The following is a 17,441-nucleotide window of genomic DNA, read 5'->3' on the forward strand; positions in this document are numbered from 1 at the left end:
CGTTAGGCAATAGTCTTCGCCAGCATGTTTTTTAGAAAGGCTGGATCTATTTCCGCCCCAATACCAGACGTTTTGGGTAATTCGATGTGATAGCCATTATATAGGATACCCCCTTGAACAGGATCATCGGCATGTTCAAAACAGCCATCCAAGTCGCAGAAGCGTACATTCTGGCGGGCTGCTGCGAAGTGGGCATTGGCCGTTAAGCCCAGCCGCGACTCCGACATGCAACCAATCATGCAGGGTACACCAGCGGCTTCGGCAATGGCGTTGATGGCTACCGCTTCAAAAATGCCCCCGCTTTTGGATAGTTTGATGTTAAAGTAATCGACCGCTTCCTCACGCACGAGCCGGAGGGCATCGGTAGCATCGAACAGGCTCTCGTCGGCCATGATGGGTACGGGTGAGTGCTGACGCAAGTGTCGCAAACCGGCTATGTCCCGACGTTTGACAGGTTGTTCACAATACTGAACATTGTCGTTGCCAATAGCTCGCAATACGGACAATGCCGTTACGACATCCCAACCCTGGTTGGCATCAGTGCGGATGGGCGTTTCGTGGCCGATAGCGGCTCGAATGGCTTTTACACGGGCAACATCATCCCGCAGGTTCGTACCCAATTTTACTTTTATTGCTTCGGCACCCTTCGTCTGGATCCGTAGGGCATCTTCGGCCATTCGTTCGGGCGTGTTGATATAAATCGTTTCGTCGGTGATGAGCGTATGGCTGGTACCACCCAGAAACTGGTAAAGGGGCATTCGGGCGGCTTTGGCGGCAATATCATACAAGGCCATGTCGAAGGCCGAGCGCGTTGTAGGATGTCCGGGCAAATAACGAATGAGGGTGTGCAGGCATTGTTCGATGGCGAGCGGGTTTTCTCCAATCAGCAGCTTGGCCATATCCTCCGCTGCGGCCATACCCGATGCCTGTGTTTCACCCACAATCATCCAGAACGGAGAACCTTCGCCCCATCCCGTAACTCCTTCATCGGTTTGAATCTCAATCAGTATATTCCGGGCATGCTCGATGCTGCCCAGTGAGATGGCAACCGGGGCTTTGAGCGGAATGTCGTAGCGGTAGAGTTTTACGGACGTAATTTTCATGGTTCTGGCAAGGCCATACGGAGATAATAAAAACCGGGAACGGGGATGATCAGAGGGTGGAACACGGCAGGGCTATGTGCCTTACACGATCACAGGCTATTTTTGCACCAGATTCTCATCGAGCAGGCTTGACAGCGTTTCCTGCGTTTGAAAGCCAATGAACCTATTTGCCACACTACCCTTCTTTATAAAAAGCAACGTTGGGATTTCGTCAACCTGATACGCCTGCATCAGTTCTTTACTGGCATCCGCATCAACTTTTACGATAGTCACCTTCCCTGCATACTTCGCTTCCAACTGCGCTATGATAGGCAGCATTTTCTGGCATGGGGCACACCAGGATGCGTAAAAATCGACTAGTACCAGTTGGTTTGAAGCTAGCACCTTCGTCAGCTCATTTGGCGTCATAGCCATAGCTTTAACCAAAGGTTTTGCGGGTACGCCTTCAACGGGCTTTTGCTGTCCCGACCATTTCAGGTAGCCGCCCTGAAGTTCGTAGACCTGAGAAAACCCATCTTTCCGCAACACCTCGGCTGCCTGTGCTGACCGCCCACCCGATAGGCAATACACAAACACGGGTTGGGTTTTGTCAAGGCGCGTTAGGCTATCGCGGAAAGCAACGTTCCGATAATCAATATTTTGGGCGTTGGGCAGATGCCCTCCGCCAAACTCGCCCGGAGTCCGGACATCGAGCAGTTGGGGATTGGCCGTTTGCCGGAGTTGCTGGTCAAATGCGTCGGCTGGTAATACCTGCGCTGATACGGCTGAGAGGCAGACGAATAGGGCAAGGGATAAAATGAATGTTTTCATGATTGGATCAGTTTGGAAACTGGCTTTTATCCAGTCCTGGAATAATGCGGAGCGCGTTTTTGTAGTATACTTTTTTTAGTACCTCGTCGGGTAACCCCATACCATACATCCGCCAAAATGCGTGGTATTTTTTATGGTAAGGAAAATACTCATCATCGGTTTCTAGCACGCGGAAGTAAGTTGCGTATTCGGCAGGGACCCAACTGTCTTTACCAAATAGAATCCGGTCCTGGTATTTCTCAAAGAACTTTCGGCCAGCTCTGGGCTGACGGCCCAATTCCGCAATCACCGCCCCAATCTCGACGTTCATGTTTGGAAAAACCTGCATCAGGCTGTCCAGCTTGCTAAGGTCGTTTGGGTACCAGCCCATGTGAGCGGCAATAAATGTTGTTTTAGGATGCTTCCGGAATACGTTGTGCTGCTCGGCAATGAGTTTATCCCAGGGGACGGGGTCGGTAGGAGAGCGCTTGCGGCCACCGTGTAGTTTGAGTTCGAGCCATCGTTCGTTATAGCGATCCATTGGGTCCCAAAAGGGCTTGGGGTCAGCGGTGTGAATCAGGACGGGTATGCCTAGTTCACCACACTTTGCCCAAATTGGGTCAAGGCGCGGGTCGTCCACCTGAACGCGATTGCCCTTATCATCTTTAACACTGAAGCCCAGACTCTTGTAAATTTTCAGCCCTTTAGCGCCTTTCTTTACATCGTCTTCGAGCGTTTTTACGGCTTCTGCTGTCCAGCCTTTATCGTTCACACTGGAGAAATTGATATTCGTGAACAAAGCCAGACGCTTTGGGTCAGTCTTCTGAATATTAGTCAGCGCGTTATCGAAAAAGGCGGTCGCATCACTTGTATTACTGCTAAAGCCACGACCGCTCAGGTTAACCATCAGCCCCATATTCATCGAGTCCATGTCGGTGAGGAGCTTGCTCAAATCGCCTTTATCCATCTGATATTGGTGGTTATGCACATCGATGAACGGGTATTTGGATCGTGTCAGTTTATGCTCCGGCACTTTCAGCGTAGACACGGGGTCGTATTCCTCAAAGCCCAGGGGCATGTCGACGGGTTTGTTGGCGGGTGCCGATTGACCGCAGGCTACCAAACCGGGTAGTATCAGGACAAAAGCGTAAATCAGATGCTTCACAGGTGGTTTTTTTTATGCTAATGGAGGAAGCATCTTCGCTAACAGCGGTTTAGTTATACACAGCACTGGGCACTCAACGAAGATGCTTCCTTCGTTGGCTCACTAAAAGTCAACGGTAAATAAGGGCTACGCAGTGCGCGGCAATGCCTTCACCCCGGCCTACAAACCCAATATGTTCGGAGGTAGTGGCTTTGATAGAGATATCTTCTTCGGGAATGTTCATAACTCCGGCCAGGCAGGTTTTCATGGCTGGTATATGCGGGTTGAGTTTGGGTTCCTGCAACACTACCGTTACATCTACGTTCGAAACCTCATAGCTGGCTTCCCGAACCATTCGTAGCACCTCGGCCAGCAGAATTTTACTATCCACCCCTTTCCAGCGTGGGTCTTTATCGGAAAAATGGTAACCAATGTTCCGCATATTGGCCGCTCCCAGCAGCGCATCGCACAACACATGGCAAACTACATCGGCATCCGAATGGCCTATCGGGCCGAACTCGCATGGAATCTGAATGCCTCCCAGCCAGAACGGACGACCCGCTTCGAGCCGATGCACATCATAACCCTGCCCTACGCGAATTTTCATAAATCAAAACCGTTTTGGCGGAGGTACGCTTTTGTCAGACTAAGGAATTCTGTTGCTTTTTCAACGTCCTCCTGGGCGTCTTCCAGCGAACTATCAAAGTCAATCTCATAATCGCCACCCTGCCGAAGGTTAACCAATTCAGTAATCGTATCACTGTATATGCGCTCAAAAAGACCCGTTAAGATAAACTGCCTTCTGAATTCGGTATGAGCTCCCGTATGTGTTTTGAGAATCGGTCCATCCGTTGAATGCAAAAGTGTCAGCAGACAATCAAACAAGGCGTAATAAGCACGGTTACAGGTCCCATCGGGATAATTGGCTTCCAACAGAATACGCGATTCTGCCAAATCGTTTTCAGCCTTTAGTAAGTAACTTATAAAACGGTTCTTATCACTCATACCATTGTTCCTTCCTGCTGTACAGCTTGATAGAAAGGTGTATACCCTAAAAGGTATTTCTCCATAGCTACCGGAAATATGGATACTTCCACGGCATATTTTAATGATAAAGGGCCAATAACCGGAGCCATTCGTCTCACTTCTTTCCCAGCCTTCACGTCATCCCGCAACACCACCAGATAATCAACATCCGATTCGGCGTGAAAATCGCCCCTGGCGTAGGAGCCATACAGAACCACCTGTTCCAACCGCTCTCCGTAAAGCTCGGTTAGCACCTGTTTCACGTCCCGCGATAGGGTTTGTAGCTGGCTGTTTGTGAGGGGTTTAGGGTCGTAGGTGATGTTCATATTGGCTGTTGTTTTGTTATACCACTGTATCAACCAACGGCCCGCCGGTAATACAACGTCGAGCAGTTGTCCTTACGGAGTATCTGCCGGGCCATTGTCTGCACATCATCCGCCGTTACGGCCTGAATCAGTTCCGCTTCCTTATTCACCAGGTCCGGGTCACCCGCATTGGCTGCAAAGGCAAGGTTCATGGCGCGGTTCAGTAACTCGACTTCAGAAAAGGCGAGTGTGGCTTCGGCCTGATTTTTTACTTTGGCCAGTTCCTCTTCCGGTACCGGCTGGTCGATAAACTCCTGCAGGAGGGCTTCTACAGCGGCATCGGCTTCTTCGAGCGATACGCCTTCATTTAGTTTACCCTGTACCACTAGCAGGCCCGGCTCAATGGAAGCCGTAATGTAGGCGTTAATGCTACTGAACAACGGGTTATCCCGTAGTAATTGCTGATATAATCGGGACGATTTACTCCGGCCCAGCATATCGCCCAGCAGGTCGGCAGCCGGGAAACCAGCATCAAAACGACCCGGCATATGGTACGCTTTGTACAACCCGTTTAACGGAACGTTAGCCGACATTTCCAGCTTTCTGGCCTCGGTTTGCACCGGTTCCAGCGGAAGTTGGCGAGCATATGCATCACCCGCCGGTATAAGCGCAAACCATTTGTCACACAGCTGTTTTACCTGCTCCACTGTCACATTTCCGGCAACGACCAGAATGGCATTATTGGGCAGATAGTACTTGAAAAAGAACGCCTTCACATCATCGAGCGTAGCTTCCTCGATGTGACTTATATCTTTCCCGATGGTTGCCCAGCGGTAGGGGTGCTGTTGGTAAGCCAATGGGCGAAGCTTGAGCCAAATGTCGCCGTAAGGCTGGTTTAGGTAACGCTGCTTAAACTCCTCAATTACTACTTTCTGCTGCACATCGAGCACCTGCGGATCGAAGGAGAGACTAAGCATCCGGTCTGATTCGAGCCAGAAAGCGGTTTCCAGATTAGCCGCGGGGAGGGTGATGTAATAATTAGTGATATCGGGGCTGGTAAACGCGTTGTTCTCGCCCCCTACTTTCTGCAAAGGCTCGTCGTAGCTCGGAATGTTTTTTGAGCCACCAAACATCAAATGCTCGAACAAATGGGCAAAACCTGTTTGGGCCGGGTCTTCGTCTCGGGAGCCAACATTGTATAAAATATTAACGGCCGCAATGGGCGTAGACGCGTCCTCATGAACAAACACCTGTAGCCCATTGTCTAAAACAAATTTCTCGTAATGAATCATGAATAAAACTTTTGCGTAAAGCCCTCGTTAGATAATACGCCACAAACAAAAGTACAGTTCCGACGGTATAGAATCAAACGACGAAATCTGGTCATCTGCTTTGTTCATTCTGACACGTATCTTCCCGGCTTTACTCGGGCTTTTTTTGCCCCTGCTAGCTCCGGCGCAGGTAATGAATGACCCGGCTTCGCAGAAACTGGTTCTAACAATCCTCGACAATATCTATAACCTGGAATTTTCGGAAGCCGATGGTCTGATCAAACAACTTCAGGTACGCTATCCGCACCACCCCGTCGGTCCGGTTCTGCGGGCAACGCAGATTGAATTACAGCATATCCCCCTGTCGGATAATAAAGCCGCTTCGGCGCAATTCGCGCAGGCCGTTGACCAGGGGATGCAACTGGCCAGGCGTATGCTCGATAAAAATGAGAAGGACCCGGAAGCAGTTTTTTTCATGCTGACTTGCCACAGTTACCTTGCTTCGTTGTATAACAACCAGGGCGAATCGCTGAAAGCAGTTGGAGAGTCGAAAAAGGCGTATGATTTTATACGGGATGGCTTTAAGCTGGTTGATAAAAACTCCGATTTTTACTTTACCACGGGGCTTTACAATTACTACGTCGAACGTTATCCAATTGAGCACCCGATTGTGAAGCCAATCATGTTTTTTTTCGCGGATGGCAACATGGCTAAGGGATTACAGCAGATGGACGTAGCCGCCCAGCGCGGCTTATTTATGCGAACGGTGGCCAACTACTACCTCGCTCACATCCAGCTTAAGTACGAGAGTAATCCTGCCAAAGCGGTTGCCTACTCCAACTATTTGATTGATAAATTTCCGGCTAATCCACTCTTTACCATGATTTATGCGGAAGCTCTGCTGCTTTCAGGTCGTTACAGTGAAGCCCGCCCTTACGTGCAGCGGCTCAAACAGATGCCCGGCAAGCTGGTGCCGTTAGCTGTCAGCACGTTTTCCGGCCTGCTGGCAGAGATGGCCGACAAAAAAGATAAAGAAGCTGCCGAATTTTACGAAGCGGCCCTCCGGTTACCCGTTAACGTAACCTATACAAAGGAATACCAGGCCTTTGCTTACGCGGGTCTGGCGCGTATTGCCTCCCGCGCCAGGGACCGGAAGAAAGCCGATATGTATTACAAAAAAGTACTAGCTATTGCTCAGTACAAATCGTTGATACGGGAAGCGCGGGCCTATTGACCCTTAGCTGAGTCCCTTCTTGTACGAGTTATGTAAGACTCTTCACATTACGCTAACATTGACGGCTTCACGCCAGCCGGTTAGGTAATGTATTAGCTAAGAGTTTGCTTGCTGATCTGCGCTGCAAGTACAGCCAGCGACTGCCACAAAAATTCACCTTATTCAATCCCGTATAATCCTAAGAAATGTTGCTATTTTGCAAAAAACTAGCAGTGTTTTAAGTTTCCTTTAAGTTTAGGAAACGGACTCTGTTGTTGGAATAAATGAAAGAGTTTTGCGTCTAGTAACAAACCCCCACTGATATGGTATTTTTTTACTCATTCCCTCCTCCGTTTATAAGAAAATGGAGCCTGATGTTCTGCTTGTTGCTAGCTATCAATTCGCTGGCCATTGCAGAAAAAAATCGTTCACTGGCTGATATAACCGTGAACGGACGCGTTATCGATGCGGCAACAAATGAAGGACTTGCCGGAGCCAGTGTTGTATTGAAAGGTACCCAACGAGGTACAACGACTGATTCTAATGGTGAGTACAAAATCGTAGTACCGGATGGTAATGCAGTGCTGGTTGTCGGGTTTATCGGCTTCGTCTCGCAAGAGGTAGTTGTTGGTAACCGCAGTACCGTTAATGTATCCCTTGCCGCGTCGGCTTCCGATCTGGCGCAGGTGGTGGTGGTAGGATACGGCAGCACGGCCAAGAAAGACATTACCGGTGCCGTTGCATCCATCAAAAGTTCGGAGTTCAACCGGGGCGTTATCAACTCACCGGAGCAGCTTATCCAGGGTAAAGTTGCCGGGGTGAACGTAACCTCGGCCAGTGGTGAACCGGGTGCCCAGCAGCGGATTACGGTGCGCGGTCCCGGTGGCGTTCGCACGGGGAGTACGCCGTTGTTTGTCCTTGACGGGCTGGCCCTCGACAACTCCAGCACGGGCGGTTCAACCAATCCGCTCACCTTCCTGAATCCGCAGGACATTGAAAGCATCGACGTACTGAAAGATGCGTCGGCAACGGCTATCTACGGTTCGCGCGGGGCCAATGGCGTCATTCTAATAACGACGAAACGGGGTAAATCGGGGGCGTCAACGCTTAATGCCTCGGCCAGTATCGGCATCTCCAACCTGAGTCGGCCCCTGGGGTTGTTCTCTGCCGACGAATACCGCAAGCAGGTAGTAGCCCTGGGTGGGGTGCTGGACGACAAGGGAGCCAATACCGACTGGCAAAAGGAAATTACCCGCGTGGCCTACACCAAAAACTACAACCTGGCGTTTGGCGGAGGAAGTGCCAAAACAACGTATTACGGTTCGGTAGGCGTGCAGAATCAGGAAGGTATCCTCAGAAATAGTAACCTCAACCGCTACACGGGCCGCATCAACGTGTCGCAGAAATTGCTCGAAGACCGGCTCACGCTGGATGTTAACCTGAACGCAGCCTACACGGATAACCAACGCCCACCCATCGACAATTCGTCGGGCGGCTCGGCGCCGGGCAGTCCGGGCAGCCTGGTGGGTGGTGCCCTCGCGGCTAATCCGACCTACCCGGCCTACGATGCCGACGGTACGCCGTTCAAATACCAGAGTGGCAACCCGCTTACGACGCTGGCTCTCCAGAAAGACGTAACGTCCACGACCCGGATTATTGCTAACATCAGTCCTTCGTTTAAAATCATCGACGGGCTGGTTTATAAACTGAACCTCGGTGCCGATTATTCGACGGCTACGCAGGATTTACAGTCGCTGGCGAGTGCGGTGCCGCAGCAGGACGGCCGGTTTGAAACGGTGTCTTCCGTTAATCGCAACACGCTGGTGGAGAATTACCTGACCTACACGCTGAATCAGACCAACCATGACCTGACAGCATTGGTGGGGCATTCGTACCAGAAGTTCTTCATTCAGGGTCGGGACTTCAGCATCAACAAGTTTCCTATTTCGCCCATCGAACCGATTTTTAACCCCGGTCTGGGACAGGATTTGTCGCTGGCCAATAACAAGCCTACTGGTTTTGCCATCCAGAATGAACTCCAGTCATTTTTTGGCCGCGTCAACTACCAGTATCACGATAAATACCTCGCTACGGCAACTGTCCGGGCCGACGGCTCGAGCAAGTTTGGGTCCAACAATAAGTACGGCGTGTTCCCGTCGTTCTCACTCGGCTGGCGAATTTCGGAAGAAGCGTTCCTGAAAAGTGGTCCCTTCACCGACCTGAAACTCCGCGCGGGCTACGGGCGCACCGGCAATCAGGAAATTCCGGCGAAAATTACGCAGGCTCTGTTTACCTCGCAGGTTGGCCCCACCACCAGCTACCCGCTCGATAACGGCACTACCTTTCCCGCCGGTACATCGTATACCCGACTGGCCAACCCCGATATTCAGTGGGAAGTCTCGAACCAGACCAATATCGGCCTTGATTTTGGGCTGTTTAAGGGCGCATTCTCTGGCTCGGTCGATTACTTCCGCAAAGTGTCGAACAACATTCTGCTCGAAGTTATCCCGGCCGACCCCGTGCAGCCCGCCAGCACATTCTGGACCAACGTGCCAGACATGACTATTACCAACCAGGGTGTTGAACTGACGCTGAATTACCGGTACGCCAGCCTTAGTGGCTTCCGCTTTGATATTGGTGGTAACATGACATTCATCGACAATATCGTTCGTAACTCACCGTATTCGGTTATTCAGTCGGGATCGGCCTCCGGGTCGGGGCTTACGTCGGCTACCATCAACGGTTACATCAATGGGCAACCCATCGGTACGTTCTTCCTGAAAGAATTTACGGGTTTTGATGAGAAAGGTATCAGCACCTACCGCGATACGGACGGCGACGGCATCGTGACGGATAAAGACCGGGTTGCGGCTGGGTCGGCCCTGCCCACCAAGCAGTTTAACATCAACACCAGTACGTCCTGGAAAGGCTTCGATCTGTCGCTGAACTTCAATGGCGTGTCTGGTAATAAGATTTACGATAACACGGCCAACGCCAATTTCTACAAACTGAGGCTCTCGAAGGGATTGAACACCACGGTCGAAGCCATTCAGTACCCGAATGAATCGGTCAATAACTCAGCCCCTGTGTCGAGTCGCTACCTGAAAAACGGTTCCTTTTTTAGGCTCAACAATGCCACGCTGGGCTACAGCCTAAGCCCCAAACTGATTGGTATGGGTCGCTGGATTCAGGGCATCCGGTTGTCGGCAACGGGACAAAACCTGTTCGTGATTACGAAATACGATGGTTTTGACCCTGAAGTCAACACCGACCGCACCGTGAACGGCATTTCGTCGTACGGCATCGACTACCTAAGCTATCCCAAGCCCCGCACGTTTGTGCTGGGATTAAATCTGACATTTTAATGAAAAAGAAACTAACTTCCACGCTGGCTCTGGCTGGCTTACTGTTCATCAGCAGTTGCACTAATTTAGCCGAAAAAGTCCTGGACGAAGCGTCGGTATCGGGTCTGTCGGATCGGCAGGCGGCCGATGGTATCCTGACTCCGGTATATGCCCGACTACCGGATTTGTATAACCACACGACGTATTTTGCCTTGCAGGAAATTTCGACCGATGAGGCTATTCTGCCGTATCGGGGGGGGACCGATTGGGGTGATAACGGCATTTACCTGTCGCTGCATCAGCACACCACCACCAGCACCGACCCGAACGTTCGGAGTGCCTGGTTGCTGGCCTTACAGGGCATTTCGCGGAGTATAACCGCGCTAAATACGCTACCCACACTCAATGACCCAACTACGAAACCGTACATTGCCGAAGCGCGGGGGATGCGGGCGTTTTACAACATGATGCTGCTGGATATGTTCGGGCTGGCATTCGTGAAGGAAGACGTAAACGCCACATCCATCATTCTGCGGGGCAACGACGCCGTTGAGTATATCAAAAAAGAATTGCTGGCTATTGAACCGGACTTAACCAACGTTACCGATCCCGGCCGGTTGAGTAAAAACGCGGTTTATGGTCTGCTGGCGCGACTGTATTTGAATGCTGCCGTGTACCGCGACCGATACGCTACGGCGCTTACCTTCAAGCCTGAAGATATGGATAAGGTAGTCGAATATACCGATAAGATTATCAACTCCGGACAGTACCAGCTGGCTCCCGAATACTTCTCGCTCTTTGATTCGGACAACCACACTAATAAAGAAATCGTGTTTGCCGTTGACCAGCGGGCCGAACTGAACGGGCACAACCGCCTGGCTTATTTTTCGCTCTCCGGCGACCAGTTTCCGCTACCCGCTTTCCCAGCCGCCAACGGTACCGACGGACCAGCCATCACACCTGATTTCTACCGCTCATGGGTAGATGCCAACGTCACCAAAGACCCATCGGCAGACCCGCGGTTTTACAAACAGAACCTGTCCATTTACTCCAATCCGGGCGATTCGTGCGTGTCGGCCAGTGATTTCAATATCAACCGGGGTATTTTGCGCGGGCAGCAATATGGCCTGTTGCGGGTGAACGGCGCGTTTGTGAAATGTGCCAACGGCAATTACAAGGTGGGCAAACTCTTTAACGTGACCCGCAACCGACCCACGCTGGCGGTTAATTTTACAGAACAGATCGACTACACCGTGCCGGGTAGCGATTACAACACGGGCTACCGGGTAGAAAAGTACGAGTTCAGCAAAAAATCGACCAGCGGGCGTAACCTCGGCGAGGCCGACATCGTAATTTTCCGGGCAGCCGATGCGTATTTGATGCGTGCCGAAGCCAAACTCCGCAAGGGGGGTGACGCTGCTGCTGCCCTCGCCGACGTGAACACTGTTCGGGCCAGCCGTACCGCCCGAAAGCCCGCTCCAATTGCCCTGACGACGATGAACCTGGACTTGCTCCTGCGTGAGCGCGGGTTTGAGTTTTACTGGGAAAGCCAGCGCCGGACGGACCTGATTCGTTTCGGTAAATACGAAGGTACCTGGACTGAAAAAACCAATGCTGACCCCAAAAAGCGGCTCTTCCCCATCCCCCAAACTGCCATTGACGGGGCCTCTAATTTACCGGGGTATCTGGTGCAGAATGACGGGTACTAAGCCTCCGAAAGAGGGCCCTTCTGAAATCGGTTTTTTGGCTGACTACAATGCATTGCAATAATCGGTCAGGAAAACTGATTTCAGAAGATACCTCAAACCACTAGCAAAATGGAAAAGCTCCCCCCTAACCGAAGGTCTTTTTTTAAAACAATGCTGGCCGGTGTACCCCTTGCGGCTGGCGCCGAAAGACTAGGGTTACCTGCGTCTGTAATGGGGCCAACTGGCGAAAAAGCCGACCATCTCCGCCTGAGCTGCAACCTTTATTCATTTAACGAGCCCCTAACAACTGGGCAAATGACACTGGAGGAGGTCATCACATTTTGCGCTGAAATTGGCTTTGATGCCGTTGATCCAACGGGTTATTATTTTCCGAAATACCCGGTAGTGCCAGACGATAATTACGTGTATCAGATTAAACGAAAGGCGTTTCGGCTGGGCCTCGACATAAGCGGAACGGGCGTCCGCAACGATTTCACGTTGCCCGATGCCGCCCGTCGAAAAGCGGAAGTTGAGTTGGTGACGAAATGGACGGACCTAGCCGCCAAACTTGGAGCACCCGTTATTCGAATTTTTGCCGGTACAGGTAAAGAACTGACGGTGGGCTATAATCGGGAAGAAGTTACGGGTTGGGCAGTCGAAGCTATTCGGGAATGTACGGACTATGCCGCCAAACGAGGAGTAATGATTGTGCTACAGAACCACGCTGATTTTATCCAAACGGCCGATCATATCCTCGATATATTGCAACGGGTCAACTCCGAGTGGCTGGCCGTTAATCTGGATATTGGCAGTTTCCGGATTGGGGACCCCTACCAGCAGATTGCCCGTGTAGCTCCGTACGCAGCCACCTGGCAAATAAAAGAAAACATGTTCGTTGATGGCAAAGAAGTAGAAACCGACCTGAACAGGATTATGCAGATTGTGCGCGAATCTGGTTATCGGGGCTATCTGCCCATTGAAACACTTGGCAAGGGAGACCCCCGCCAGAAAGTACCGGCCTTTTACGAAAAAGTAAAAAAGGCGTTGACGGTCACTCAATAATCCACATCCAGGTTTAGCACCTTCCGCAACTCATGAAGGGCGGGGTTTTTCTGGGCCAGGAAATTGTACTTATCCTGCGAACTGTAAATCATCTTCTTGACTTCCTGTTGCGTTACAGTATGCTCTAGTTGGATCTGGCTGTTCTGGAGTTCATTTCGCATATAGCCCAGTAATTCGGGTTTCAATTCAGTCAGGTAGCCCACCTGAAGTGTATTGTCAAGGTTGATATGGATAATTGCCCCCTCCAGCACCAGTTCCCGGTTGAGCACCAGTTGCTCCGTAGCGGAATCATTCTGCTGTTGCCGGATTTTAGCAAATGAGACCCATATATCCTGTAACTGCTCTAAATCGAATGGCTTGTCAGGGCGCGCTGGAGCGACTACCGCCGGAGTATCATCTGCCTGAGTAGTTTGCTTCACGGCCCCCGTTGTCAACGGTACCGTTGAACGCAGTTTGCTGGTGGCCGGGCGTTGCAGTGGGGTAATTTTCGGTTTAGCGGTAGCGGCTGGTTCCTGCGTCGTAATAGCACCTGGCGAAGCCATTATGTCTTTCACACTGGCGGCATCTGAATAGCCATTCTCCGTTACAGGCAACGCTTCTGCGGAGGCTTCTGCCAATACAGGGGCAGTGGCTACGTAGCCGTTGACCGGTTCACTCGTAATTGGATGACTTTCTGTTAGTTGGGGGCCAGGATCAGGCTGGGGAGAGCTGGGCTTCGGATTGCCGTTTTTTTTTTCGGGACTGACCAATTCGACAGCACCAGACTCTTTACCGTGAGCACCATTCAGCGGAAGGTCGGGCAAGGTTTCCCAGTTGAGCAGATTCCGCAGATTAGCCAGTTTCATCAGCCACAGTTCCGTGTGTAGTCGTTGGTCTTTGGCCTGCTTGTAATTCATGTCGCACTGCCCGCCCAGACTGAGTGCCGATAGCAAAAAGGACATCGGTGCCCGCGCCGACTGGTCAAGGTATTGTCGACGAACGTTTTCAGTTACCTGGAGTAACTGAACCGTGGCCGCATCCTTACAAACCAGTAAATCGCGAAAGTGCCGACACAGACCCACCACAAACTGGTGCCCATCGAAACCCTTGCGCAGAATTTCATCAACCGTCAGGAGGCTTTGAGGTAGGCTGCCAGACAGCAGTAAATCGGTCAATTTAAAATAGTAATCATAATCCAGAATGTGTAGGTTATCCAGCACTTCCTTGTACCGAATAACCCGGTCGGCGGCAAAGGTCACATTCAGGTCGAACATGGACAGGGCGTCGCGCAGACCGCCATCAGCTTTCTGGGCAATGAGGTCGAGGGCTTCGGGTTCGGCGGTAATGCCTTCCTTCTCCGAAATAGTTGCCAAATGACTGGCAATGTGCCCTGGCTGAATCCGGTTAAAATCGAAAATCTGACACCGCGACAGAATGGTTGGCAGAATCTTGTGCTTCTCCGTCGTGGCCAGAATAAAAATGGCGTAGGCCGGTGGTTCTTCCAGCGTTTTTAAAAACGCGTTGAAAGCCGCCGACGAAAGCATGTGTACCTCGTCAATAATATAAATCTTGTATTTCCCTGACTGTGGCGGATAGCGTACCTGGTCAATCAGGTTCCGGATATCCTCAACCGAATTGTTGGAAGCGGCATCCAGTTCGTGAATATTAAAGGATGCGTTCTGATTGAAGCTCACGCATGACTCGCAGGTATCGCAGGCTTCTCCTTCGGCATTCAGGTTTTGGCAGTTGATGGTTTTGGCCAGGATGCGGGCACAAGTGGTCTTGCCAACTCCGCGAGGCCCGCAGAATAGAAACGCCGATGCTAAGTGATTGGTCTTGATGGCATTCTTGAGCGTAGTTGTAATGTGCTCCTGCCCCACCACCGTATCGAAGGTAGCCGGGCGGTACTTGCGGGCCGAAACCACAAAATTTTCCATACCGCAAGTTAGCACGGGCGGGTCGGATTTCAAATGGATTTGATGGAGTGGCCAGAGCAAAGAACGTATGTGGGAAGGAGCATTCGTTTACCTAAATCTCGCGACCACAGTGCGGACACATACGCTTCGACGGGTCTTTTCTGGTGCGTACCTGCTCCGTGAAACCGGATACCAGAATACCCGTTGGTAAGGCAAATAGACCGATGCCGACAATGGCTGAAATGCCTCCCAATAGCTTACCGAGGGGCGTAATGGGGAGGATGTCGCCGTAGCCGACAGTGGTCATTGCGCTTACTCCCCACCACATAGTGGCCGGAATGCTGGTGAATTTGTCGGGTTGAACCGGGTGCTCAACGAAATACATCACGCTGGATAGGATGATGAGCATAAATACTACAAAGGAGAGACTTAGGACGAGTTCCTCCTTTTTTTCTTCTACCACGCGCTGAATCATTCGGAACGCCTGGGAGTAACGGGATATGCGGAATAATCGAAAAATACGAAAGAGCCGCAAAATTCGTACTACACCTAGGTCAGTAGCGAACAATGAGAAATAAAATGGGAAAATAGCCAGGAAGTCAATGATAGCCGAGGCCGAAACGATGTAGCGCAGCCTTCCTAAAATAGGGTGATGGTATTTTTCATTCTCCACGCACACCCATACCCGCATCAGGTATTCGATAGAGAAAAAAAGGACGGAGAAAAGCTCGAAGTCAACAAATAGCTGTGCGTACCGCTGATTGTATTCAGGCACGGTGTGAAGCACAATGGCAATGGCATTCAGGGTAATAATTGTAATGAGTACCAGATTGAAAACCAGGCTTATACCCCGGCGTTTACCGGCGGACGTTTCGAGTACACGGTAAAGAAGCTTACGTAGATGGAGCATGGCAGATTGGAGTCGTAAGGCGATGGTGCAAGCTACTCACCAAAACCTAAATTTGTCTCACCTATACTGCCTGATTAAGGTAGAGAAACTGATTCATCGTTTGGCCGAATGCGTCGGTAATACCGTATGGTTAGCCCGGCAATAACTAAGGCAATGAGGACCATGGCACCGGCAAAGAAGCCAATAATGGGTGCATTGACGAAAAGTAAAGCACGGCCCGCTAAATACGTTCCGCCAATGTCGCACAGGTTAACCAGAGCCATGTAGGTAGTAAACTGAGAGCCCTCTACTCCTTTTCGGCAAATACTCATCAGTACTGGCATGGCTGCGGCACTCACGGCCGGGTCCAGAAAATATAGCGCAACCAGTCCGTTTTGCGCAACCGAGTGTTGGACCCAAAAGCCCGAACCTATATTGAATCCAAGCAGGTAAACAACAGTACATCCCAGAACAAGGATCAACAGCCGCTGCGCTCCAAACCGATCAGCTAAATAGCCCCCCGCTAGTGCAACCACCGTTGCCAGTAACATGCCGTATGTTCCCGTCAGCACTGACACATCCGTATCCTGCCAGCCAAGTGCATTGATCAGATGGTAGTTGTAAGCCCGTATAAACAGAGAATTGCTGGTATAGGCCAGTAGAATGGCTCCAAAAAGCAATAGGCTTCGTCGGGTAAACAGGCCACGAAACAGCTCGGTAAACAGCCAACGGAAATCCGGTACGGGTTCAGGCGATTGGTTCTCTTTTACAGAAACAAGCTGCCTATGGGGTAGTGACCGCCGGGAGAAGGTGGGCCATAAATTATCGCCGGGCATCTCCCGGATAAAGCCAGTTAACAGAACTCCTGTCAGCAGGAAGCCCATTTGCGCCAGTGCAGCTTCGTGAAATCCGTACCGACGCAGGATAGTAGCAAATACGGCCGCTCCAATGCCAGTACCAACCAGGTAACCTGCCCGCATGAACGCATTTACGCGTCCGCGTTCTCCGGCCGGTATGACCGTAATGGCCATCGCGTCTACACTGGCATCCTGAATGGCGGCAAACAGACTCCGCAGGCAAAATAACCAGGCCAGTGTACTTATTTGGGCAATGGGATTCTTAACCAACAATAGCATCGCAGAGGCTAGTAACGTCATTAACTGCGAGCCTACCACCCACGGCTTACGTCGGCCCATGGGTGAACCCTGAAAGCGGTCAATAAGGGGCCCCCAGATAAATTGAAAAGCCCAGGGTAAACCGATAATGGCTATAAACGACCCGACTACATCTGGTCCAACACCTTCGGCGGTGAAGTAGTTGGCTAATGCTGTCAGATAAAACCCGGACGGAATACCCTGCATGACATACAGGTAGAAGAAAACGCCATACCGTAAAGGGCGGCTTTGGGTCAGCGTAAGTGGATTATAGGAGGAGGGGAAAACCACAGACACGCTTTTTATCGTTTATAGTCTATTGCGGAAAAGTACGTAGTACAAAATGATTAGGAAATATGTTTCGAGCGATTACGAACATATCCCTAAAAAAAACCGTTATCCTATTGCACAAACCGGATAAACTCTCTAAAATTGTCCGCGTTTAGCGCAAAACCAATGGCAAAGCTCGTTTACATACCGACTTTCTTCCATACTACGCCATTTCGGTTTAGGTCCGAAAGGACTACATCTATTTGTTTGCCTATGTGGTAAACTATT

General features: G+C 50.9%; 14 protein-coding genes. 4 read left to right on the forward strand and 10 right to left on the reverse strand.

Annotated features, from left to right (window positions below; genetic code table 11):
• Window positions 1-2: 2 nt before the first annotated feature.
• From B156_RS0100220 to B156_RS0100250, 7 genes are all read right to left on the reverse strand, one after another.
• Window positions 3-1,103, reverse strand: coding sequence for a mandelate racemase/muconate lactonizing enzyme family protein (locus tag B156_RS0100220; protein ID WP_018617581.1), 1,101 nt, complete (start codon window positions 1,101-1,103; stop codon window positions 3-5).
• Window positions 1,104-1,199: 96 nt separating this feature from the next.
• Complete coding sequence (gene trxA, locus B156_RS0100225; protein ID WP_018617582.1) at window positions 1,200-1,913, reverse strand: thioredoxin; 714 nt, start codon at window positions 1,911-1,913, stop codon at window positions 1,200-1,202.
• Window positions 1,914-1,920: 7 nt separating this feature from the next.
• On the reverse strand, window positions 1,921-3,057 hold the full coding sequence (locus tag B156_RS0100230; RefSeq protein ID WP_018617583.1) for an amidohydrolase family protein: 1,137 nt from the start codon (window positions 3,055-3,057) through the stop codon (window positions 1,921-1,923).
• 109 nt (window positions 3,058-3,166) lie between these two features.
• Window positions 3,167-3,643 (reverse strand): 2-C-methyl-D-erythritol 2,4-cyclodiphosphate synthase, encoded by a 477-nt coding sequence (gene ispF, locus B156_RS0100235; protein ID WP_018617584.1) that lies wholly within the window; start codon window positions 3,641-3,643, stop codon window positions 3,167-3,169.
• Complete coding sequence (locus B156_RS0100240; RefSeq protein ID WP_018617585.1) at window positions 3,640-4,041, reverse strand: HEPN domain-containing protein; 402 nt, start codon at window positions 4,039-4,041, stop codon at window positions 3,640-3,642. The genes ispF and B156_RS0100240 overlap by 4 nt, the downstream gene beginning before the upstream one ends.
• Window positions 4,038-4,388, reverse strand: coding sequence for a nucleotidyltransferase domain-containing protein (locus tag B156_RS0100245; RefSeq protein WP_018617586.1), 351 nt, complete (start codon window positions 4,386-4,388; stop codon window positions 4,038-4,040). The genes B156_RS0100240 and B156_RS0100245 overlap by 4 nt, the downstream gene beginning before the upstream one ends.
• 29 nt (window positions 4,389-4,417) lie before the next feature.
• Window positions 4,418-5,659, reverse strand: coding sequence for a M16 family metallopeptidase (locus B156_RS0100250; protein WP_018617587.1), 1,242 nt, complete (start codon window positions 5,657-5,659; stop codon window positions 4,418-4,420).
• 100 nt (window positions 5,660-5,759) lie between these two features.
• On the opposite strand from B156_RS0100250, the gene B156_RS0100255 reads away from it, so the two are divergent.
• The 4 genes from B156_RS0100255 (at window position 5,760) to B156_RS0100270 (ending at window position 12,945) form a co-directional block, all read left to right on the forward strand.
• Window positions 5,760-6,872 carry a tetratricopeptide repeat protein gene (locus tag B156_RS0100255; RefSeq protein ID WP_018617588.1) on the forward strand — a complete coding sequence of 371 codons (1,113 nt, stop codon included), beginning with the start codon at window positions 5,760-5,762 and terminating at the stop codon, window positions 6,870-6,872.
• A gap of 353 nt (window positions 6,873-7,225) precedes the next feature.
• Complete coding sequence (locus tag B156_RS0100260; RefSeq protein WP_018617589.1) at window positions 7,226-10,216, forward strand: SusC/RagA family TonB-linked outer membrane protein; 2,991 nt, start codon at window positions 7,226-7,228, stop codon at window positions 10,214-10,216.
• The gene (locus B156_RS0100265; protein WP_018617590.1) at window positions 10,216-11,904 is read left to right on the forward strand and encodes a RagB/SusD family nutrient uptake outer membrane protein; all 1,689 of its coding nucleotides are present in this window, start codon (window positions 10,216-10,218) and stop codon (window positions 11,902-11,904) included. Before B156_RS0100260 ends, B156_RS0100265 begins: the two co-directional genes overlap by 1 nt.
• Window positions 11,905-12,012: 108 nt before the next feature.
• On the forward strand, window positions 12,013-12,945 hold the full coding sequence (locus tag B156_RS0100270; RefSeq protein WP_026260491.1) for a sugar phosphate isomerase/epimerase family protein: 933 nt from the start codon (window positions 12,013-12,015) through the stop codon (window positions 12,943-12,945).
• On the opposite strand, the gene B156_RS0100275 is transcribed toward B156_RS0100270, so the two are convergent.
• The 3 genes from B156_RS0100275 to B156_RS0100285 form a co-directional block, all read right to left on the reverse strand.
• Window positions 12,939-14,861 carry a DNA polymerase III subunit gamma/tau gene (locus B156_RS0100275; RefSeq protein ID WP_018617592.1) on the reverse strand — a complete coding sequence of 641 codons (1,923 nt, stop codon included), beginning with the start codon at window positions 14,859-14,861 and terminating at the stop codon, window positions 12,939-12,941. The two genes, B156_RS0100270 and B156_RS0100275, sit on opposite strands and share 7 nt — an antisense overlap.
• A gap of 91 nt (window positions 14,862-14,952) precedes the next feature.
• Window positions 14,953-15,750, reverse strand: a complete 798-nt coding sequence (locus B156_RS0100280; protein ID WP_018617593.1) for an ion transporter — start codon at window positions 15,748-15,750, stop codon at window positions 14,953-14,955.
• Between the two features lie 74 nt (window positions 15,751-15,824).
• Window positions 15,825-17,180 (reverse strand): MFS transporter, encoded by a 1,356-nt coding sequence (locus B156_RS0100285; protein WP_245563653.1) that lies wholly within the window; start codon window positions 17,178-17,180, stop codon window positions 15,825-15,827.
• Window positions 17,181-17,441 lie beyond the last annotated feature (261 nt).

This window comes from Spirosoma luteum DSM 19990 (assembly GCF_000374065.1).
Taxonomy (GTDB): domain Bacteria; phylum Bacteroidota; class Bacteroidia; order Cytophagales; family Spirosomataceae; genus Spirosoma; species Spirosoma luteum.